The organism is Streptomyces sp. NPDC048560 (assembly GCF_040650955.1).
Lineage (GTDB): Bacteria > Actinomycetota > Actinomycetes > Streptomycetales > Streptomycetaceae > Streptomyces.
In genome coordinates this window covers 88,692-109,279 of the sequence record NZ_JBEZIJ010000004.1, presented here as the reverse complement: position 1 = coordinate 109,279, position 20,588 = coordinate 88,692, and the positions used below count along the sequence as shown (strand labels likewise).

Genomic DNA, 20,588 nt, shown 5'->3' with positions numbered 1-20,588 from the left:
CCACCAGCGCCAGTTGCCTGTACGAGACGGAGTGGCACCGGATGCAGCACGCAGTGGGGGCCCCGCTGCCGCCGCCCCAAGGGCCCGGAAACGGACCTGCCGGATGGTCGCACCAGGCCCAGCACCCCGGCCCTCCGGGTCACCCGGGACGGCCGCCGATACCACCCCCGCCCCCGGGCCAGAGCTGGACCGGCCCCGCGCCCCGGCACGCCCCGGTCCCGCCGTCGCGCGAGACCACCGGGCACGTGCAGCTGCCCCCCGGCGGCCCCGTCCCGCTGCCCGCTCCCGCCGAGCCCGGCACGGGTGCGGCGACCCTCGCCGTGCTCCTGATCGGCCCCGCAGGCGCCGGGAAGACCACCGTGGCCCGGCTCTGGGCCGCCCGCCGGCGCGTCCCCACCGCCCACGTCTCCCTCGACGACGTACGCGAATGGGTCTGCGCCGGATTCGCCGACCCGCAGGCCGGGTGGAACGACCACTCCGAGGCCCAGTACCGCCTGGCCAGGCGCACCTGCGGCTTCGCCGCCCGTAACTTCCTGGCCAACGGCATCTCCTGCATCCTCGACGACGCCGTGTTCCCCGACCGCCCCGTCGTGGGCCTCGGGGGCTGGAAGCGCCACGTCGGCCCCGGACTCCTGCCCGTCGTCCTCCTGCCCGGCCTGGAGGTCGTCCTGGAGCGCAACGCGGCCCGCAGCGGCAACCGGCGGCTGTCCGACGAGGAAGTGGCCCGCATCCACGGCCGGATGGCTGGCTGGTACGGCTCGGGACTGCCCATCATCGACAACTCCACCTACGACGTGGAGACGACGGCCCGGGTCCTGGACGACGTCCTGGCGCGCTCCATCGCCAGTCCTCCGACCTGGTAGCTCCCCGGCAGGGCCCCCCGGTCGGATGCGCTGGCCGGGCGGTCCCGGCAGCCCGCTCGTAGGCTCGGAGCATGTCAGAGGTGTACGCCGTCCGCCGTGGCCTGCTCCGCGACCGGTGCGCCGCCGCGGGGTCCGCGGCCGCCCTGGTCTCCCGCCCCGCCAACGTCCGCTATCTCGCGGGCGGAGCCCCCCTCGGGGCCGTCCTGCTGCTCGGACCCGCCGAGGATGTCCTGCTCTGCCCACGCGCCCCCACCGGGGACCCTGCCGAAGGGCGCCCCGACGAGGCACTGCGCCAGAAGGTGCTTCCCCTGCCGGACGGCGACCCCGTGGTCGCGGCCGCCGATCTGGCCACGTCCCTGGACGCGGAGTCCCTGGCGGTCGAGGAACACGACCTGACCGTCGCCCGGCACCGCGCCATGGGCTCCGTCGCGCCCCGGCTGCGGCTGGCCGACCTCGGTTCCGCCGTGGAACAGCTGCGGATCGTCAAGGACGAGGAGGAGATCGCCTGTCTGCGGATCGCCGCCGAGATCACCGACCAGGCCCTCGGTGAACTGCTCGAATCTATCCTCGTGGGCCGCACCGAGCGGCACCTGGCCCTGGAACTGGAACGCCGCCTCGTGGACCACGGCGCCGACGGCCCCGCCTTCGCGACCTCCGTCGCCACCGGCCCCCATGCGGGCCAGGGCCGCCACAGACCCACTGACCGACGGGTCGAGGAAGGCGATTTCCTCTCGGTCTGCCTGGGCGCCAACTATCGCGGCTACCGCTGCGAGATCGGCCGGACGTTCGTCATCGGGACGACTCCCGCGGACTGGCAGATCGAGCTCTACGACCTCGTTTTCGCCGCTCAGAGGGCTGGACGGGAGGCACTTGTGCCTGGCGCTGCCTACCGTGACGTGGACCACGCGGCCCGTCATCTGCTGGTCTCGGCGGGCTACGGGGAGGGTCTCGCACCCTGGACCGGGCACGGGGTCGGGCTCGAAATCGACGAGGACCCGCAGCTGGCACCGACAGCCATGGGTAAACTGGACGCTTGTGTGCCGGTCACCGTCGAACCGGGGGTCCACCTCCCGGGCCGGGGCGGTGTCCGGATCGATGACACGCTCGTCGTGCGCCCTGAGGCGGACGGCGGACCCGAGCTACTCACCATTACGACCAAGGAGCTGCTCGCGCTCTAGCGCGCATCCTCGGTCGTCCACCAGCTTCAGTCCAGGAGATTCCGCAACCGTGGCTTCCACGAACGACCTCAAGAACGGCCTGGTGCTCAAGCTCGACGGGGGCCAGCTCTGGTCCGTCGTCGAGTTTCAGCACGTCAAGCCCGGCAAGGGCCCGGCCTTCGTGCGCACCAAGCTCAAGAACGTTCTCTCCGGCAAGGTCGTCGACAAGACGTTCAACGCCGGCGTGAAGGTCGAGACGGCCACCATTGACCGCCGCGACATGCAGTTCTCGTACATGGACGGCGAGTACTTCGTCTTCATGGACATGAACACGTACGACCAGCTGATGGTCGACCGCAAGGCTGTCGGCAACGCCGCCAACTTCCTGATCGAGGGCTTCACCGCCTCCGTCGCCCAGCACGAGGGCGAGGTGCTCTACGTCGAGCTGCCGGCCGCCGTCGAGCTGACCATCCAGCACACCGACCCGGGTGTCCAGGGTGACCGCTCCACCGGTGGCAGCAAGCCCGCCACCCTGGAGACCGGCTACGAGATCGGTGTCCCGCTCTTCATCACCACCGGCGAGAAGATCAAGGTCGACACCCGTACGGGCGACTACCTCGGCCGGGTGAACAGCTAACCGTGGCTGCCCGGAACAAGGCCCGCAAGCGCGCCTTCCAGATCCTCTTCGAGGCCGACCAGCGCGGTGAGTCCGTGCAGACGGTCCTCGCGGACTGGGTGCGGCTCTCGCGGACCGACGACCGACAGCCTGCGGTCGGCGAATTCACGATGGAGCTCGTCGAGGGGTACGCGCAGTATGCGGACCGCATCGACGACCTCATCGTCACCTATGCCGTGGACTGGGAGATCGACCGTATGCCGGTCGTCGACCGGAGCATCCTGCGGCTCGGTGCCTATGAGCTGATCTGGATGGACGGGACGCCGGACGCCGTCGCGATCGACGAGGCGGTGCAGCTCGCCAAGGAGTTCTCCACCGATGACTCCCCGTCGTTCGTGAACGGGCTGCTGGCCCGTTTCAAGGACCTCAAGCCGAACCTCCGCCGGGAGCAGTAGCTCTCGACGGCGTTCGCCACGAAGGGCCCACGGTCGCTGACCGTGGGCCCTTCGGCTTCGTCCTCGCCGGACAGGCTGGAACCGGGCACGCGACCCCCGCGGAGGCGCGTACGCGACCCCCGCGCGAGCGGGTACGCAAACGCCGGGTGGGCGGGAGCCAGGGCCCCCGCCCACCCGGCGGTACGTTTCTGCTGCGGAAGAATCAGCCCTCGTCGTGGGAGACCGCGCGCCGCGCGTCCGCGTCCAGGACGCCCCAGCTGATCAGCTGCTCCGTGAGTACGGACGGCGACTGGTCGTAGATCACGGCCAGGGTGCGCAGGTCGTCCTGGCGGATCGAGAGCACCTTGCCGTTGTAGTCACCGCGCTGGCTCTGGATCGTCGCGGCGTAACGCTGCAGCGGGCCTGCCTTCTCCGGCGGGACGTGGGCGAGGCGCTCCAGGTCCAGGACGAGCTTGGGCGGCGGCTCGGCGGCCCCGCCCGGCGTCGTACCGGGCAGCAGCTCCTGCACCGGGACCCCGTAGAAGTCGGCCAGCTCGGCGAGGCGCTGAACGGTCACGGCGCGGTCGCCACGCTCGTACGAACCGACCACGACGGCCTTCCAGCGGCCCTGGGACTTCTCTTCCACGCCATGGAGGGAGAGGCCCTGCTGGGTGCGGATGGCGCGGAGCTTGGCCCCGAGCTGTTTTGCGTATTCGCTGGACATAAGGCTCCCCGGACGCTGGAACATTTTGCGGCTCCGCCGCGTGGCTGGTAACTCACTGTGAGGTTACGCAGCGTTACTTGGATGCGTCAAGCTGAATGGTCCGGACCGGTGCCTCCCGGGGGTAGGACCAGCGGCTCGTGCAAGCCCTGGTAACGTGGGTGACGCAATTTCGACGTCCTTTAACGTCCGTCCAGTGAGGCGGAGAAGGAGGTCCGTTTCTTATGGACACACAGCACGACGACATCGGCAATGCGGCGCGCCCCGTACTCGAGGCTCCCGACATCGCCCGGGTACTGACCCGGATCGCCCACGAGATCGTCGAACGCGCCAAGGGCGCCGACGACGTGGTGCTCCTCGGCATCCCGACGCGAGGCGTCTTCCTCGCCCGTCGGCTCGCCGACAAGCTCGAAGAGATCACCGGCCGGAAAATGCCGGTCGGATCGCTCGACATCACGATGTACCGCGACGACCTGAGGCTGCGCCCGGCGCGCGCTCTGGCCCGTACCGACATCCCCGGCGAGGGCATCGAGGGCCGCCTCGTCGTCCTCGTCGACGACGTGCTCTTCTCCGGCCGCACGATCCGCGCCGCACTCGACGCGCTCGGCGACATCGGACGCCCCCGTGCGGTGCAGCTCGCGGTCCTCGTCGACCGCGGTCACCGAGAACTTCCCATCCGTGCCGACTACGTCGGCAAGAACCTCCCCACGTCGCTGCGGGAGACGGTCAAGGTCCAGCTCGCCGAGGAGGACGGCCGCGACGCCGTGCTGCTCGGCGTCCAGCAGACGGCCCCGGCGGTAGAGAAGTAGCTGTCCGGCCCGTACACCGCCATTCAGGCCGGACAGCGGCTTCCGCACGCCCGCGTGCCCGCACCCTCCCTTCAGCAACCACGGAGAACCCCCAGATGAAGCGCCACCTCATCTCGGCCGCCGACCTCACCCGCGACGACGCCGTCCAGATCCTCGACACCGCCGAGGAGATGGCCCGGGTCGCGGACCGGCCGATCAAGAAGCTCCCCACCCTGCGCGGACGTACCGTCGTCAACCTCTTCTTCGAGGACTCGACGCGCACCCGCATCTCCTTCGAGGCCGCCGCCAAGCGCCTGTCCGCCGATGTCATCAACTTCTCCGCGAAGGGCTCGTCCGTCTCCAAGGGCGAGTCGCTCAAGGACACCGCGCTGACCCTGGAGGCGATGGGCGCCGACGCCGTCGTCATCCGGCACGGCGCTTCGGGTGCCCCGTACCGGCTGGCCACGTCCGGCTGGATCGACGGCGCCGTGGTCAACGCGGGTGACGGCACGCACGAGCACCCCACCCAGGCCCTGCTGGACGCCTTCACGATGCGGCGCAGGCTCGTGGGAGCCGACGCCGGCCTCGGCAAGGACCTCGAAGGCCGCCGCATCACGATCGTCGGCGACATCCTGCACAGCCGGGTGGCCCGCTCCAACGTCCACCTGCTCACCACGCTCGGCGCGCACGTCACGCTGGTGGCCCCGCCGACGCTCGTCCCGGTCGGCGTCGAGCAGTGGCCGTGCGACGTCAGCTACAGCCTCGACGAGGTGCTGCCGGAGTCGGACGCGGTGATGATGCTTCGTGTGCAGCGTGAACGGATGAACGCCGCCTACTTCCCGACCGAGCGCGAGTACTCCCGCCGCTACGGCCTGGACGGCTCGCGCATGGCCAAGATGCCCGGGCACGCCATCGTCATGCACCCGGGGCCGATGGTCCGGGGTATGGAGATCACCGCCGACGTGGCCGACTCCGACCGCTGCACGGTCGTCGAGCAGGTCGCCAACGGTGTCTCGATCCGCATGGCCGTGCTCTACCTGCTGCTCGGCGGCAACGAGTCCGCCACCCCCGCCCGTACCGAGGAGAACAAGTAACCATGAGCAAGATCCTTATTCGCGGCGCGAAGATCCTCGGTGGCGAGCCGCAGGACGTCCTGATCGACGGCGAGACCATCGAGCGGGTCGGCACGGACATCGAGGCAGGCGACGCCACCGTCGTCGAGGCGGCGGGCCAGGTCCTGCTCCCCGGCCTCGTCGACCTCCACACCCATCTGCGTGAGCCGGGCCGCGAGGACTCCGAGACCGTGCTCACCGGCACGAAGGCCGCCGCGGTGGGTGGCTTCACCGCCGTGCACGCCATGGCCAACACCTTCCCGGTCGCCGACACCGCGGGCGTCGTCGAGCAGGTCTGGCGGCTCGGCAGGGAGTCCGGCTACTGCGACGTGCAGCCCATCGGCGCCGTCACGGTCGGACTCGAGGGCAGGCAGCTCGCCGAACTCGGCGCCATGCACGACTCCGCCGCCGGAGTGAAGGTCTTCTCCGACGACGGCAAGTGCGTCGACGACGCCGTGATCATGCGGCGCGCGCTGGAGTACGTGAAGGCGTTCGACGGCGTCGTCGCCCAGCACGCCCAGGAGCCGCGGCTCACCGAGGGCGCCCAGATGAACGAGGGCGTCGTCTCCGCCGAGCTCGGCCTCGGCGGCTGGCCCGCAGTCGCCGAGGAGTCGATCATCGCCCGCGACGTCCTCCTCGCCGCCCACGTCGGCTCCCGGGTGCACATCTGCCACCTGTCGACCGCCGGTTCCGTCGAGATCGTCCGCTGGGCCAAGTCCAAGGGCTGGAACGTCACCGCCGAGGTCACCCCGCACCACCTGCTCCTCACGGACGAGCTCGTACGGTCGTACAACCCGGTCTACAAGGTGAACCCGCCGCTGCGCACCGAGGCCGACGTTATGGCCCTGCGCGAGGCGCTGGCCGACGGCACCATCGACTGCGTCGCCACGGACCACGCCCCGCACCCGCACGAGGACAAGGACTGCGAGTGGGCCGCGGCCGCCATGGGCATGGTGGGCCTGGAGACCGCGCTCTCCGTCGTCCAGCAGACGATGGTCGACACCGGCCTCATCGACTGGGCGGGTGTCGCCGACCGCATGTCGTTCCGCCCCGCGGCCATCGGCAGGCTCGACGGCCATGGCCGGCCCGTCTCGGCAGGCGAGCCCGCCAACCTGACCCTCGTCGATCCGGCATACCGTGGAGTCGTGGACCCCGCGGGCTTCGCGTCCCGCAGCCGCAACACTCCCTACGAGGGTCGCGAGCTGCCGGGTCGAGTGACCCACACCTTCCTGCGGGGCCGTGCCACGGTCGTCGACGGGAAGCTCGCGTGACAACACTGACCCCCCTGTACCTGCTGGCCGCCGACCAGAAGTCGGCCGAGGTGACCGACTGGTCCGCCCGGATCAGCTGGGTCCTCGGACTGGCCGTCCTCATCGCCCTCGTCTACTGGCTGATGCGCCAGGGATGGAAGTGGCGAGGACAGCTCCAGTCCGACCTGCCCGAGCTGCCCACCACCCCGGAGGGCTTCGGGGACGGCGGGACACTGCTCACACTCTCCGGCCGCTACCACGCCTCGACGACCGCCGGGCAGTGGCTCGACCGGATCGTCGCCCACGGGCTCGGTACCCGCAGCCGTGTCGAGCTCACGCTCGGCGAGCAGGGACTGGATGTCGTACGCCCCGGAGCAGCGGACTTCTTCGTACCGGCCGAGGCCCTGCGTGAGGCCAGGCTCGACAAGGCGCTGGCCGGCAAGGTCCTCCCCGAGGGCGGCCTGCTCGTCATCACCTGGGCGCACGGCGACAAGCTGATCGACTCAGGCTTCCGCTCCGACCACGCGGCCGAACACCGCGCGTGGGTCGACGCGATCAACCATCTGAACAGCACTACGGAAGGCACCGCACGATGACGATCTCCAACCCGGGGAATGCCTCGAAGGGGAAAAAGGTGTCTCCCGCCGTACTCGTCCTGGAGGACGGCCGCGTGTTCCGCGGCCGTGCCTACGGGGCCGTGGGGGAGACCTTCGGTGAGGCCGTCTTCAACACCGGCATGAGTGGTTACCAGGAGACGCTGACCGACCCCTCGTACCACAAGCAGGTGGTCGTGATGACGTCCCCGCACGTCGGCAACACGGGTGTGAACGACGAGGACGCCGAGTCGAAGCGGATCTGGGTCGCCGGGTACGTCGTCCGCGACCCCGCCCGGGTGCCCTCCAACTGGCGCTCCAGGCGCTCGCTGGACGTGGAGCTCGTGAGCCAGGGCGTCGTCGGCATCAGCGGCATCGACACCCGCGCGCTCACCCGCCACCTGCGTGAGCGCGGCGCGATGCGCGTCGGCATCTTCTCCGGCAACGCCATCGCCGACGAGGGAATGCTGCTCGCCAAGGTGCGCCAGGCCCCCGAGATGACGGGCGCGAGCCTGTCGGACCAGGTGACCACCACGGAGGCATACGTCGTCCCCGCGATCGGTGAGAAGAAGTTCACCGTCGCCGCCCTGGACCTGGGCATCAAGGGCATGACGCCGCACCGGATGGCCGAGCGCGGCATCGAGGTGCACGTGCTGCCCGCGACGGCGAGCGTCGAGGACGTCTACGCCGTCAACCCCGACGGGTTCTTCCTGTCCAACGGGCCCGGCGACCCCTCCACCGTCGACCTCACCGTCGTCCAGGCCGTACTGGCGCGCAAGACGCCCCTCTTCGGCATCTGCTTCGGCAACCAGATCCTGGGCCGCGCCCTCGGCTTCGGCACGTACAAGCTGAAGTACGGCCACCGCGGCATCAACCAGCCCGTGCAGGACCGCACGACCGGCAAGGTCGAGGTCACCGCGCACAACCACGGCTTCGCCGTCGACGCCCCGCTCGACAAGGTCTCCGAGACGCCGTTCGGCCGCGCCGAGGTCTCCCACGTCTGCCTGAACGACCAGGTCGTCGAGGGCCTTCAGCTCCTCGACCAGCCGGCGTTCAGCGTCCAGTACCACCCCGAAGCGGCCGCCGGCCCGCACGACGCCGCGTACCTCTTCGACCGCTTCGTTTCCCTGATGGAGGGCCAGCGTGCCTAAGCGCTCCGATATCCAGTCCGTCCTGGTCATCGGCTCCGGTCCGATCGTCATCGGGCAGGCCGCCGAGTTCGACTACTCAGGCACCCAGGCGTGCCGCGTCCTCAAGGCCGAGGGCCTGCGCGTCATCCTGGTGAACTCCAACCCGGCGACGATCATGACCGACCCGGAGATCGCCGACGCCACGTACGTCGAGCCGATCACGCCCGAGTTCGTCGAGAAGATCATCGCCAAGGAGCGCCCTGACGCGCTGCTCCCGACGCTGGGCGGCCAGACCGCGCTCAACACCGCGATCTCCATGCACGAGAACGGCGTCCTGGAGAAGTACGGCGTCGAGCTCATCGGCGCCAACGTCGAGGCCATCAACAAGGGCGAGGACCGCGACCTCTTCAAGGGCGTCGTCGAGGCCGTCAAGGCGAAGATCGGTTACGGCGAGTCCGCCCGCTCGGTCATCTGCCACACGATGGACGACATCATCAAGGGCGTCGACACCCTCGGCGGCTACCCCGTCGTCGTCCGTCCCTCCTTCACCATGGGCGGCGCCGGCTCCGGCTTCGCCCACGACGAGGAGGAGCTGCGCCGCATCGCCGGACAGGGCCTGACGCTCTCCCCGACCACCGAGGTGCTCCTGGAGGAGTCCATCCTCGGCTGGAAGGAGTACGAGCTGGAGCTGATGCGCGACAAGAACGACAACGTCGTGGTCGTCTGCTCCATCGAGAACTTCGACCCGATGGGCGTGCACACCGGTGACTCGATCACCGTCGCCCCGTCGATGACCCTCACCGACCGCGAGTACCAGCGGCTCCGCGACATCGGCATCGCGATCATCCGCGAGGTCGGCGTCGACACCGGCGGCTGCAACATCCAGTTCGCCATCGACCCGGTCGACGGCCGCGTCATCGTGATCGAGATGAACCCCAGGGTCTCGCGTTCCTCGGCGCTCGCGTCGAAGGCCACCGGCTTCCCGATCGCCAAGATCGCCGCGAAGCTGGCCGTCGGCTACACGCTCGACGAGATCCCCAACGACATCACCGAGAAGACCCCGGCCTCCTTCGAGCCGACGCTCGACTACGTCGTCGTGAAGGCCCCGCGCTTCGCCTTCGAGAAGTTCCCCTCCGCCGACTCCACCCTCACCACCACCATGAAGTCGGTGGGCGAGGCCATGGCGATCGGCCGGAACTTCACCGAGGCCCTCCAGAAGGCCCTGCGCTCCCTGGAGAAGAAGGGCTCGCAGTTCACCTTCGTGGGCGAGCCCGGCGACAAGGCCGAGCTGCTGGCCGAGGCCGTCCGCCCGACCGACGGCCGGATCAACACCGTCATGCAGGCGATCCGCGCCGGCGCCACCCAGGAAGAGGTCTTCGACGCCACGAAGATCGACCCCTGGTTCGTCGACCAGCTCTTCCTGATCAAGGAGATCGCGGACGAGCTGGCCGGCGCCGAGCGCCTCGACGCCGACCTGATCGCCGAAGCCAAGCGCCACGGTTTCTCCGACACCCAGATCGGTGAGATCCGCGGTCTGCGCGAGGACGTCGTACGCGAGGTCCGGCACGCGCTCGGCATCCGCCCGGTCTACAAGACGGTCGACACCTGCGCCGCCGAGTTCGCCGCGAACACGCCGTACTTCTACTCCTCGTACGACGAGGAGAGCGAGGTCGCGTCCCGCACCAAGCCCGCGGTCATCATCCTGGGCTCCGGTCCCAACCGCATCGGCCAGGGCATCGAGTTCGACTACTCCTGCGTCCACGCCTCCTTCGCCCTGAGCGACGCGGGCTACGAGACCGTGATGGTCAACTGCAACCCGGAGACCGTCTCCACCGACTACGACACCTCCGACCGCCTGTACTTCGAGCCGCTGACGCTCGAGGACGTGCTGGAGATCGTGCACGCCGAGTCCCTCGCGGGCCCGATCGCCGGGGTCATCGTCCAGCTCGGCGGCCAGACCCCGCTGGGCCTGGCGCAGGCGCTCAAGGACAACGGGGTGCCCATCGTCGGAACGCCCCCGGAGGCGATCCACGCCGCCGAGGACCGCGGCGCCTTCGGCCGCGTCCTCGCCGAGGCCGGTCTCCCGGCCCCGAAGCACGGCACCGCCACCACCTTCTCCGAGGCCAAGGCCATCGCCGACGAGATCGGCTACCCCGTCCTCGTGCGCCCGTCGTACGTGCTCGGCGGCCGTGGCATGGAGATCGTCTACGACGAGACCCGCCTCTCCTCGTACATCGCGGAGTCCACCGAGATCAGCCCCACCCGGCCGGTCCTGGTCGACCGCTTCCTCGACGACGCGATCGAGATCGACGTCGACGCGCTCTACGACGGCACCGAGCTCTACCTCGGCGGCGTCATGGAGCACATCGAGGAGGCCGGTATCCACTCCGGCGACTCCGCCTGCGCACTGCCCCCGATCACACTCGGCGGCTACGACATCAAGCGGCTGCGCGCCTCCACCGAGGGCATCGCCAAGGGCGTCGGCGTACGCGGTCTGATCAACATCCAGTTCGCGCTCTCCGGCGACATCCTGTACGTCCTGGAAGCCAACCCGCGTGCCTCCCGCACCGTTCCCTTCACCTCGAAGGCGACCGCGGTCCCGCTGGCCAAGGCCGCGGCCCGGATCTCGCTCGGCGCGAGCATCGCCGAGCTCCGCGAGGAGGGCCTGCTCCCGAAGACCGGTGACGGCGGCACCCTGCCGCTCGACGCGCCGATCTCCGTCAAGGAGGCCGTGATGCCGTGGTCGCGCTTCCGCGACATCCACGGCCGCGGCGTCGACACGGTCCTCGGCCCGGAGATGCGCTCGACGGGCGAGGTCATGGGCATCGACTCGGTCTTCGGCACGGCGTACGCCAAGTCGCAGGCCGGCGCGTACGGTCCGCTGCCCACCGAGGGACGCGCGTTCATCTCCGTCGCCAACCGCGACAAGCGCTCGATGATCTTCCCGGCCCGTGAACTGGTCGCCCACGGCTTCGAGTTGCTCGCCACGTCCGGTACGGCCGAGGTGCTCAAGCGCAACGGCATCAACGCCAAGGTCGTGCGCAAGCAGTCCGAGGGTGAGGGCCCGGACGGCGAGCGGACCATCGTCCAGCTCATCCACGACGGCGAGGTCGACCTCATCGTCAACACGCCGTACGGCACCGGCGGCCGGCTCGACGGCTACGAGATCCGCACCGCCGCGGTGGCCCGTTCCGTACCCTGCCTGACGACGGTTCAGGCGCTCGCCGCCGCCGTCCAGGGCATCGACGCGCTCAACCACGGCGACGTCGGCGTACGTTCCCTCCAGGAACACGCGGAACATCTGACCGCGGCCCGCGACTAAGAAGCCCAGCAGGGGGACACCGGAAACGGTGTCCCCCTCTTCATGAGGACACCTCTGATGTACAAACTCTTCTTCCGGCTGGTCTTCAAGCGCATGGACCCGGAACAGGCCCACCACCTCGCCTTCCGCTGGATCCGGCTGGCCGCCGGCGTCCCCGGCCTGCGCACCTTCGTCGCCGCCGTGTTCGCGCCCCGGCACAAGGAACTGCGCACCGAGGCGCTCGGCCTGCGGATGCACGGCCCGTTCGGGCTCGCGGCGGGCTTCGACAAGAACGCCGTCGCGATCGACGGCATGTCGATGCTCGGCTTCGACCACATCGAGATCGGCACGGTCACCGGCGAGCCCCAGCCCGGTAACCCCAAGAAGCGCCTGTTCCGCCTCGTCGAGGACCGTGCGCTGATCAACCGCATGGGGTTCAACAACGAGGGCTCCGCGGCCGTGGCCGAGCGGCTGGCGGCCCGTAACCCCGTCTTCCGCACCACCGTCGGCGTCAACATCGGCAAGACCAAGGCCGTGCCCGAGGACGAGGCGACAGGCGACTACGTGAAGTCGACCGAGCGCCTCGCCGCCCACGCCGACTACCTCGTCGTGAACGTCTCCTCGCCCAACACGCCCGGCCTGCGCAACCTCCAGGCGACCGAGGCGCTGCGCCCGCTGCTCTCGGCGGTGCGCGAGGCCGCCGACCGCACCGTCACGGACCGCCGGGTCCCGCTCCTCGTCAAGATCGCCCCCGACCTCGCCGACGAGGACGTCGACGCGGTCGCCGACCTCGCGGTGGAGCTCGGCCTGGACGGCATCATCGCCACCAACACCACCATCGCCCGTGACAGCCTCGGCCTGAAGTCCTCGCCGTCGCTGGCCGCGGAGACCGGCGGCCTCTCCGGCGCGCCCCTCAAGGACCGCTCCCTGGAGGTCCTGAGCCGTCTGTACGCCCGCGTGGGCGACCGGCTCACGCTCGTCGGCGTCGGGGGCATCGAGAACGCCGAGGACGCCTGGCAGCGCGTTCTCGCAGGTGCCACGCTCATCCAGGGCTACAGCGCCTTCATCTACGAGGGTCCGTTCTACGCCCGCGCGATCCACAAGGGCCTGGCCGCACGCCTGGCCGCCTCCCCGTACACGACCCTCGCCGAAGCCGTCGGCGCCGAGACCAGGAAGGCCGGGAAGTGACCCCCGAACCCTTCGGCGCACGTCTGCGCCACGCCATGGACACCCGCGGGCCGCTCTGCGTGGGCATCGACCCGCACGCCTCGCTGCTCACCTCCTGGGGCCTGAACGACGACATCGCGGGCCTGGAGCGCTTCACCCGTACCGTCGTCGAGGCGCTGGCCGACCGGGTCGCGGTGCTCAAGCCGCAGTCCGCGTTCTTCGAGCGCTTCGGTTCCCGGGGCGTCGCCGTCCTGGAGAAGGCCGTCGCGGAGGCGCGGGCGGCCGGCGCCCTGGTCCTGATGGACGCCAAGCGCGGCGACATCGGCTCCACGATGGGCGCCTACGCGGCGACGTACCTGGACAAGGACTCTCCGCTGTTCTCGGACGCGGTCACCGTCTCGCCGTACCTGGGCTTCGGTTCGCTGCGCCCGGCGCTCGACGCGGCGGCGGTCTCCGGCGCCGGCGTCTTCGTGCTCGCGCTCACCTCGAACCCCGAGGGCGCGGAGGTGCAGCGCGCGACCGCGGCCGACGGCCGGTCGCTGGCCCAGGTGATGCTCGACCACATGGCCGTGGAGAACGAGGGAGTCACGCCGCTCGGCTCGGTCGGTGCCGTGGTCGGCGCGACGCTCGGCGACGCCGGGGTGGATCTCGCGATCAACGGTCCGCTGCTCGCCCCCGGCATCGGCGCCCAGGGCGCGACCCCGGCGGACCTGCCCGGGGTGTTCGGCGCCGCGGTGGGCAACGTGGTGCCCAGCGTGAGCCGGGGAGTGCTGCGCCACGGTCCGGACGTTTCAGGGCTGCGCGAAGCCGCCGGGCGGTTCGCGGACGAGGTCCGTGCGGCCGTCTCGGAAGGCTGACCATGCCACGTAACAGCGCGTTGACGAATTCCTGACCAAAATCAGGGTCAATATGCCGGAAAAGTCCCGGTAGGCTGAGGCTGACCAGGACTTTTCCGTCGTTCTCGCTGACTCGGGCGCCCTTGGCCGCTAGTCTCCGTCGAGAGTCAACGAGCACAGGTTGTCCGTTGCTCACGAGGTGTGGGGCGACTAGGTTCCTCACCGGTCCGTATCCGACAGATCGACATCCGAGGTGACGTAGGCGTGGCTCTTCCGCCCCTTACCCCTGAACAGCGCGCAGCCGCGCTCGAAAAGGCCGCCGCGGCTCGCCGGGAGCGGGCCGAGGTCAAGAATCGACTCAAGCACTCCGGCGCCTCGCTCCATGAGGTGATCAAGACGGGCCAGGAGAACGACGTCATCGGCAAGATGAAGGTCTCCGCGCTCCTGGAGTCCCTGCCCGGCGTGGGCAAGGTCCGCGCCAAGCAGATCATGGAGCGGCTCGGCATCTCCGAGAGCCGCCGGGTGCGGGGTCTCGGCTCCAACCAGATCGCATCTCTGGAGCGTGAGTTCGGCGGCAGCGCCGCCTGACGTTCTCAGGCACTCCTGAGAACCTGGATAATCGCTCCATGGCTGCAACATCCCGGGGGACGTCCCCCGTACCCCCGGACGTACGTCCGCGGCTGACCGTGCTCTCCGGCCCTTCGGGTGTCGGCAAGAGCACGGTCGTCGCGCATATGCGCAAGGTCCACCCCGAGGTCTGGCTCTCCGTATCCGCCACGACCCGCAAGCCCCGACCCGGCGAACGCAACGGCGTCCACTACTTCTTCGTGGAGAACGAGGAGTTCGACAAGCTCGTCGCCAACGGTGAGCTGCTCGAGTGGGCCGAGTTCGCGGGCAACCGCTACGGCACGCCGCGGCGCGCCGTCCTCGACCGCCTGGAGGCGGGTGAACCGGTGCTGCTGGAGATCGATCTCCAGGGTGCCCGGCTCGTCCGTGAGTCGATGCCCGACGCCCAGCTGGTCTTCCTGGCCCCTCCGAGCTGGGACGAACTGGTGCGCCGGCTCACCGGCCGCGGGACCGAGGCGCCCGACGTGATCGAGCGCAGGCTCGCGGCCGCCAAGATCGAGCTGGCCGCCGAGGCCGAGTTCGATACGACGCTCGTCAACACCTCAGTCGAGGACGTAGCACGTGAGCTGCTAACCTTGATGCTGCAGGCTTCCGGCCTCCGTGGCAGCAGCGACTGACACGAAGCACGAACATCACGGAACCGCGCGATCAAAGATCTCTTTGGTCTCCACCCCCTTCGGAAGGCAGAGAGTGTCCTCTTCCATTTCCACGCCCGAGGGCATCATCAACCCGCCGATTGATGAGCTCCTCGAGGCCACCGACTCGAAGTACAGCCTCGTGATCTACGCCGCCAAGCGCGCGCGCCAGATCAACGCGTACTACTCGCAGCTCGGTGAAGGTCTCCTCGAGTACGTCGGTCCGCTCGTCGACACCCACGTGCACGAGAAGCCGCTCTCGATCGCGCTCCGCGAGATCAACGCGGGACTGCTGACCTCCGAGGCCATCGAGGGCCCCGCGCAGTAGGCAGGACAGAGCACCTTCACCACAGGCCCGGCGGTCCCACCGCCGGGCCTGTGGTGTCTTATGGAACGGTGCGTACGCAGCCGGGTGCGCCGGGATCACGAGTGCGGGGAGAGGCAGTGGACAAGCCGAAGGTCGTCCTGGGGGTCAGCGGAGGCATCGCCGCCTACAAGGCGTGCGAGTTGCTGCGCCGGCTGACCGAGTCCGGTCACGATGTCCGGGTCGTCCCGACCGAGGCGTCGCTGCACTTCGTAGGAGCCGCCACCTGGTCGGCGCTTTCCGGCCACCCCGTGTCGAGCGAGGTCTGGACGGACGTCCATGAGGTCCCGCACGTCCGCACCGGACAGGCCGCCGACCTCGTCGTCGTGGCACCCGCGACCGCCGACATGCTGGCCAAGGCCGCCCACGGCCTCGCCGACGACCTGCTGACCAACACTCTGCTCACGGCTCGCTGTCCGGTGGTCTTCGCGCCCGCCATGCACACCGAGATGTGGGAACACCCCGCCACCCAGGAGAACGTCGCCACGCTGCGCAGGCGCGGGGCCGTCGTCGTCGAACCGGCCGTCGGCCGGCTCACCGGGGCCGACACCGGCAAGGGCCGGCTGCCCGACCCGGGCGAGATCTTCGAGGTCTGCCGCCGGATCCTCGCCAGGGGGACCGCCGCCCCCGACCTGGCGGGCCGCCATGTGGTCATCAGCGCGGGCGGCACGCGCGAGCCGCTCGACCCCGTCCGCTACCTCGGCAACCGCTCCTCCGGGAAGCAGGGCTACGCCCTGGCCCGCACGGCGGTGGCCCGGGGTGCCCGCGTCACCCTCGTCGAGGCGAACACGGGTCTGCCGGACCCGGCGGGCGCCGACGTCCTGCGGGTGGGGACGGCCGTGCAGCTGCGCGAGGCCGTGCTGAAGGCCGCGGCCGACGCCGACGTGGTGGTGATGGCCGCGGCCGTCGCCGACTTCCGCCCCGCCGTCTACGCGACGGGCAAGATCAAGAAGAAGGACGGACACGAGCCCGAGCCGGTGGCCCTGGTCCGCAACCCGGACGTCCTCGCCGAGATCTCGGCCGAACGGGCCCGGCCCGGTCAGATCGTCGTCGGATTCGCGGCCGAGACGGACGACGTGCTGTCCAACGGCCGCGAGAAGCTCCGTCGGAAGGGCTGTGACCTGCTGGTCGTCAACGAGGTGGGGGAGCGCAAGACGTTCGGCTCCGAGGAGAACGAAGCCGTCGTGCTGGCGGCCGACGGCGGCGAGACCCCGGTGCCTTACGGACCCAAGGAGGCCCTCGCCGACACGGTCTGGGACCTGGTGGCGGCCCGTTTCGGATAGATTTCGGATTCCCCCTTCCGGGTGGCTGAAAGTGTCTGAAAGTGGGTGTTTACGCCGCTCAGCGGGAGGGATTGTCACACTGGTGTCATCAGTGCCGCATGTCACAGAACTCCCAAGGGGCGAGACGCGTGGCCCAACCACCGGGAGCGACCGATAAACTGGCCGACGGAATGTGCCGGGCGCAGCTCCCGGACGTTCCATCAATGATCAGCCAGCAGCCGCTGCAACCTCAGGGAGCGATGTGTCCCGCCGTCTCTTCACCTCGGAGTCCGTCACCGAGGGTCACCCCGACAAGATCGCTGACCAGATCAGCGACACCATTCTCGATGCGCTCCTGCGCGACGACCCTTCCTCGCGCGTCGCCGTCGAGACCTTGATCACCACCGGTCTGGTGCATGTCGCGGGTGAGGTCACGACCAAGGCCTACGCCGACATCCCCACCCTCGTGCGCAACAAGGTCCTGGAGATCGGATACGACTCCTCCAAGAAGGGCTTCGACGGCGCCTCCTGCGGCGTGTCGGTATCCATCGGCGCGCAGTCCCCGGACATCGCGCAGGGTGTCGACACGGCGTACGAGCAGCGCGTCGAGGGCGACGAGGACGAGCTCGACAAGCAGGGTGCCGGCGACCAGGGCCTGATGTTCGGCTACGCGTGCGACGAGACGCCCGAGCTGATGCCCCTCCCGATCCACATCGCGCACCGGCTCTCGCGCCGCCTGTCCGAGGTCCGCAAGAACGGGACCATCCCGTACCTGCGCCCCGACGGCAAGACGCAGGTCACCATCGAGTACGACGGCGACAAGGCCGTCCGCCTCGACACGGTCGTCGTCTCCTCGCAGCACGCGTCGGACATCGACCTGGACTCGCTGCTCGCCCCGGACATCCGTGAGTTCGTCGTCGAGCACGTCCTGGCGCAGCTCATCGAGGACGGCATCAAGCTCGACACCGAGGGCTACCGCCTCCTGGTGAACCCGACCGGCCGCTTCGAGATCGGCGGCCCGATGGGCGACGCCGGCCTCACCGGCCGCAAGATCATCATCGACACCTACGGCGGCATGGCCCGCCACGGCGGTGGCGCCTTCTCGGGCAAGGACCCGTCGAAGGTCGACCGCTCGGCGGCGTACGCGATGCGCTGGGTCGCGAAGAACGTCGTCGCGGCCGGGCTCGCCGCCCGCTGCGAGGTCCAGGTGGCCTACGCGATCGGCAAGGCCGAGCCGGTCGGCCTCTTCGTCGAGACCTTCGGCACCGCCACCGTCGACACGGAGAAGATCGAGCACGCGATCGGTGAGGTCTTCGACCTGCGCCCCGCAGCGATCATCCGCGACCTCGACCTGCTGCGCCCGATCTACGCGCAGACCGCGGCGTACGGCCACTTCGGCCGCGAGCTCCCCGACTTCACCTGGGAGCGCACCGACCGCGTGGAAGCACTGCGCAGGGCCGCGGGCCTGTAACGACCGCCCGCAGCCGTCCGGCTCGCACCGGGGCCCGGACACCGACCACGGTGTCCGGGCCCCGGCGTCGTGACGTCCGGCGCCGCTGTCAGTGCCGTCTGGTAGGAATTTGGCTGTGAGCAGCGACGACGAGCGACCCGCCGAACCCGACGCAGGGGCGCCGGAGCAGCTCGCGCTGATCCGGGAGACCGTGCGCAAGGCGCAGGTGCCGCGGGCCAAGCCGCGCACCTGGCGCGGGGCCGCGCTGGCCAAGGAGCTGCCCGTCGCCCGCGTCCTGGTCAACAAGGGCGTGCTCCATCTCGACCAGTACTTCGACTACGCCGTCCCCGAGGAGCTCGACGCCGAGGCCCAGCCCGGTGTGCGGGTGCGGGTGCGGTTCGGCGCCGGGGGGCGCAACGTCCGGGGCGGCCGCCGCGAGGGCGGCGGTCTGATCGACGGCTTCCTCATCGAGCGGCGCGCCGAATCCGACTACCAGGGCGCGCTCGCCGCCCTCGCGTACGTCGTCTCGCCGGAACCGGTGCTCGGCCCGGAACTGCTCGCGCTCTCACGCGCCGTCGCCGACCGGTACGCCGGCAGTCTCGCCGACGTCCTCCAGCTCGCCGTGCCGCCCAGGAACGGCAGAGCGGAGTCCAAGCCGTCACCGGAGCCCCTGCCGCCGCCCGCCCCGCCCGAGGCGGGCAGCTGGGAGCGGTACGGGCAGGGGCCCGCGTTCCTGCGGGCACTGGCCGAGGGCGGAGCGCCGCGCGCCGTGTGGACGGCCCTGCCGGGCCCGCACTGGCCCGAGGAGATCGCCAGGGCGGTGGCTGCCACGCTCGCCTCGGGACGGGGCGCGCTCGTCGTCGTCCCGGACGGCCGGGTCGCCGCACGGGTGGACACCGCCCTCTCGGGGCTGCTGGGGGAGGGGCGGCACACGCTCCTGACGGCGGACTCGGGTCCGGAGAAGCGCTACCGGCAGTGGCTCGCGGTGCGCCGTGGTTCCGTGCGGGCGGTCGTCGGGACGCGTGCCGCGATGTTCGCCCCCGTCGCCGGCCTCGGCCTCGTCGTGATCTGGGACGACGGCGACTCCAGCCACAGCGACGACAACGCGCCGTTCCCGCACGTCCGGGAGGTGCTGGAGCTGCGGGCGGCGCACGGCAGATGCGGCTTCCTGCTCGGCGGTACGAGCTGCACGGTGGAGGCCGCCCAGCTCGTCGAGACGGGCTGGGCGCTGCCACTGGCCGCGGACCGGGAGCAGCTGAGGAGTGCGGCGCCCCTCGTGCGGACCATCGGCGACGGTGAACTGGCGCGGGACGGCGCCGCCCGCAGTGCCCGGCTGCCCAGCCTCGCCTGGCAGACCGTCCGGGACGGGCTGCGCACCGGCCCGGTGCTGGTCCAGGTGCCCCGGCGGGGTTACGCGCCCCGGCTGGCCTGTGAGCGCTGCCGGACACCCGCGCGGTGCCGGCACTGCGCGGGGCCGCTGGAGGCCCCGGACCAGCAGGATCTGAACTGCGCCTGGTGCGGGCGTGCCGAGACGTCCTGGCACTGCGAGGCCTGCGGTTCCTTCCGGCTCCGGGCTCAGATCGTCGGGGCCCGCAGGACGGCGGAGGAGCTGGGCAGGGCCTTCCCCGCCGTGCCGGTCCGGACCTCCGGGCGCGATCACATCCTGGACTCGGTGCCGGATGCGCCAGCGCTGGTCGTGAGCACCCCGGGCGCCGAACCCGTCGCCGAGGGCGGGTACGCGGCGGCGCTGCTGCTGGACGCCTGGGCCATGCTCGGCAGACCGGATCTGAGGGCCGGTGAGGAGGCGCTGCGCCGGTGGACCTCCGCCGCCTCGCTCGTCCGGGGGCAGGGCGAGGGCGGCACCGTGGTCATCGTCGCGGAGCCGACGCTGCGCGCCGTGCAGGCTCTGGTGCGGTGGGACCCCGCCGGGTACGCACGGCGTGAACTGGCGGAGCGGGCCGAGCTCGGCTTCCCCCCGGTGTCCCGGATGGCCTCCGTCACCGGCCCGGCCGAAGCGCTGGCCGGGTTCCTGGCCGCCGCCGAACTGCCACCGCAGGCGCAGATCCTGGGACCCGTTCCGGTGCCGGCCGCGGAGCCCGGACGGCCGCGCAGGCCGTGGGACGCCCCGCCGGGAGAGACCTGGGAGCGGGCATTGGTCCGGGTCGAGCCGGGACGGGGCGCGGCGCTCGCCGCGGCACTGAAGACGGCGCAGGCGGCGCGGATGGCCAAGGGCGGCGGTGATCCGGTCCGGATCAGGATCGATCCGCCGGACATCGGCTGAG

At 70.5% G+C, this 20,588-nt stretch carries 19 protein-coding genes; 18 read left to right on the top strand and 1 reads right to left on the bottom strand.

The annotated features are described in order from the left end of the window. The first annotated feature begins 41 nt into the window (after window positions 1-41). From AB0C82_RS13270 to nusB, 4 genes are all read left to right on the top strand, one after another. Window positions 42-863 (top strand): Pro-rich N-terminal domain-containing protein, encoded by an 822-nt coding sequence (locus AB0C82_RS13270; RefSeq protein ID WP_362840106.1) that lies wholly within the window; start codon window positions 42-44, stop codon window positions 861-863. 71 nt (window positions 864-934) lie between these two features. Beyond that, complete coding sequence (locus AB0C82_RS13265) at window positions 935-2,041, top strand: M24 family metallopeptidase (protein ID WP_362840103.1); 1,107 nt, start codon at window positions 935-937, stop codon at window positions 2,039-2,041. Between the two features lie 49 nt (window positions 2,042-2,090). Beyond that, the gene (efp, locus tag AB0C82_RS13260; protein WP_205021949.1) at window positions 2,091-2,657 is read left to right on the top strand and encodes an elongation factor P; all 567 of its coding nucleotides are present in this window, start codon (window positions 2,091-2,093) and stop codon (window positions 2,655-2,657) included. 2 nt (window positions 2,658-2,659) lie between these two features. Continuing rightward, window positions 2,660-3,091, top strand: coding sequence for a transcription antitermination factor NusB (gene nusB, locus AB0C82_RS13255; protein ID WP_362840100.1), 432 nt, complete (start codon window positions 2,660-2,662; stop codon window positions 3,089-3,091). A 202-nt stretch (window positions 3,092-3,293) separates the two neighbouring features. Here nusB and bldD read toward each other — a convergent pair whose 3' ends face one another. Beyond that, entirely contained in the window at window positions 3,294-3,794 is a 501-nt protein-coding gene (gene bldD, locus AB0C82_RS13250) for a transcriptional regulator BldD (RefSeq protein ID WP_003970358.1), read from the bottom strand. Window positions 3,795-4,015: 221 nt separating this feature from the next. On the opposite strand from bldD, the gene pyrR reads away from it, so the two are divergent. The 14 genes from pyrR to AB0C82_RS13180 all read left to right on the top strand — a co-directional run bounded on the left by pyrR (window position 4,016) and on the right by AB0C82_RS13180 (window position 20,587). Beyond that, window positions 4,016-4,600, top strand: coding sequence for a bifunctional pyr operon transcriptional regulator/uracil phosphoribosyltransferase PyrR (gene pyrR, locus AB0C82_RS13245; RefSeq protein WP_362840096.1), 585 nt, complete (start codon window positions 4,016-4,018; stop codon window positions 4,598-4,600). 95 nt (window positions 4,601-4,695) lie between these two features. Continuing rightward, entirely contained in the window at window positions 4,696-5,673 is a 978-nt protein-coding gene (locus tag AB0C82_RS13240) for an aspartate carbamoyltransferase catalytic subunit (protein WP_362840093.1), read from the top strand. A 2-nt stretch (window positions 5,674-5,675) separates the two neighbouring features. Then, a complete protein-coding gene (locus tag AB0C82_RS13235; protein WP_362840090.1) occupies window positions 5,676-6,962 on the top strand; it encodes a dihydroorotase in 1,287 nt (428 codons plus the stop codon). Next, complete coding sequence (locus AB0C82_RS13230; RefSeq protein WP_362840087.1) at window positions 6,959-7,537, top strand: hypothetical protein; 579 nt, start codon at window positions 6,959-6,961, stop codon at window positions 7,535-7,537. The genes AB0C82_RS13235 and AB0C82_RS13230 overlap by 4 nt, the downstream gene beginning before the upstream one ends. Continuing rightward, complete coding sequence (gene carA / locus AB0C82_RS13225; protein ID WP_362840084.1) at window positions 7,534-8,685, top strand: glutamine-hydrolyzing carbamoyl-phosphate synthase small subunit; 1,152 nt, start codon at window positions 7,534-7,536, stop codon at window positions 8,683-8,685. The genes AB0C82_RS13230 and carA overlap by 4 nt, the downstream gene beginning before the upstream one ends. Then, window positions 8,678-11,986, top strand: coding sequence for a carbamoyl-phosphate synthase large subunit (gene carB, locus AB0C82_RS13220; RefSeq protein ID WP_362840081.1), 3,309 nt, complete (start codon window positions 8,678-8,680; stop codon window positions 11,984-11,986). The genes carA and carB overlap by 8 nt, the downstream gene beginning before the upstream one ends. A 57-nt stretch (window positions 11,987-12,043) precedes the next feature. Next, entirely contained in the window at window positions 12,044-13,153 is a 1,110-nt protein-coding gene (locus tag AB0C82_RS13215; RefSeq protein ID WP_362840965.1) for a quinone-dependent dihydroorotate dehydrogenase, read from the top strand. Further along, window positions 13,150-13,989 carry an orotidine-5'-phosphate decarboxylase gene (gene pyrF, locus AB0C82_RS13210; RefSeq protein ID WP_362840078.1) on the top strand — a complete coding sequence of 280 codons (840 nt, stop codon included), beginning with the start codon at window positions 13,150-13,152 and terminating at the stop codon, window positions 13,987-13,989. The genes AB0C82_RS13215 and pyrF overlap by 4 nt, the downstream gene beginning before the upstream one ends. Window positions 13,990-14,232: 243 nt before the next feature. Next, on the top strand, window positions 14,233-14,556 hold the full coding sequence (locus tag AB0C82_RS13205) for an integration host factor (RefSeq protein WP_328909038.1): 324 nt from the start codon (window positions 14,233-14,235) through the stop codon (window positions 14,554-14,556). A 38-nt stretch (window positions 14,557-14,594) separates the two neighbouring features. Then, a complete protein-coding gene (gmk, locus tag AB0C82_RS13200; protein WP_362840075.1) occupies window positions 14,595-15,212 on the top strand; it encodes a guanylate kinase in 618 nt (205 codons plus the stop codon). A gap of 73 nt (window positions 15,213-15,285) precedes the next feature. Next, complete coding sequence (gene rpoZ / locus AB0C82_RS13195) at window positions 15,286-15,558, top strand: DNA-directed RNA polymerase subunit omega (RefSeq protein ID WP_028814064.1); 273 nt, start codon at window positions 15,286-15,288, stop codon at window positions 15,556-15,558. 116 nt (window positions 15,559-15,674) lie between these two features. Further along, window positions 15,675-16,877, top strand: a complete 1,203-nt coding sequence (gene coaBC, locus AB0C82_RS13190; RefSeq protein WP_362840072.1) for a bifunctional phosphopantothenoylcysteine decarboxylase/phosphopantothenate--cysteine ligase CoaBC — start codon at window positions 15,675-15,677, stop codon at window positions 16,875-16,877. A 241-nt stretch (window positions 16,878-17,118) separates the two neighbouring features. Next, window positions 17,119-18,327, top strand: coding sequence for a methionine adenosyltransferase (metK, locus tag AB0C82_RS13185; protein WP_362840069.1), 1,209 nt, complete (start codon window positions 17,119-17,121; stop codon window positions 18,325-18,327). A 115-nt stretch (window positions 18,328-18,442) separates the two neighbouring features. Then, window positions 18,443-20,587: a primosomal protein N' gene (locus AB0C82_RS13180; RefSeq protein WP_362840066.1), complete on the top strand. Its 2,145-nt coding sequence runs from the start codon at window positions 18,443-18,445 to the stop codon at window positions 20,585-20,587. Window position 20,588: the final 1 nt, after the last annotated feature.

Bases quoted from the DNA above. Each gene is read 5' to 3' on its own strand.
- AB0C82_RS13270 (WP_362840106.1), top strand. From the start codon at position 42: ATGCAGCACGCAGTGGGGGCCCCGCTGCCGCCGCCCCAAGGGCCCGGA.
- AB0C82_RS13265 (WP_362840103.1), top strand. From the start codon at position 935: ATGTCAGAGGTGTACGCCGTCCGCCGTGGCCTGCTCCGCGACCGGTGC.
- carA (WP_362840084.1), top strand. From the start codon at position 7,534: ATGACGATCTCCAACCCGGGGAATGCCTCGAAGGGGAAAAAGGTGTCT.
- AB0C82_RS13235 (WP_362840090.1), top strand. From the start codon at position 5,676: ATGAGCAAGATCCTTATTCGCGGCGCGAAGATCCTCGGTGGCGAGCCG.
- pyrR (WP_362840096.1), top strand. From the start codon at position 4,016: ATGGACACACAGCACGACGACATCGGCAATGCGGCGCGCCCCGTACTC.
- AB0C82_RS13240 (WP_362840093.1), top strand. From the start codon at position 4,696: ATGAAGCGCCACCTCATCTCGGCCGCCGACCTCACCCGCGACGACGCC.
- bldD (WP_003970358.1), bottom strand. From the start codon at position 3,794: ATGTCCAGCGAATACGCAAAACAGCTCGGGGCCAAGCTCCGCGCCATC.
- gmk (WP_362840075.1), top strand. From the start codon at position 14,595: ATGGCTGCAACATCCCGGGGGACGTCCCCCGTACCCCCGGACGTACGT.
- AB0C82_RS13215 (WP_362840965.1), top strand. From the start codon at position 12,044: ATGTACAAACTCTTCTTCCGGCTGGTCTTCAAGCGCATGGACCCGGAA.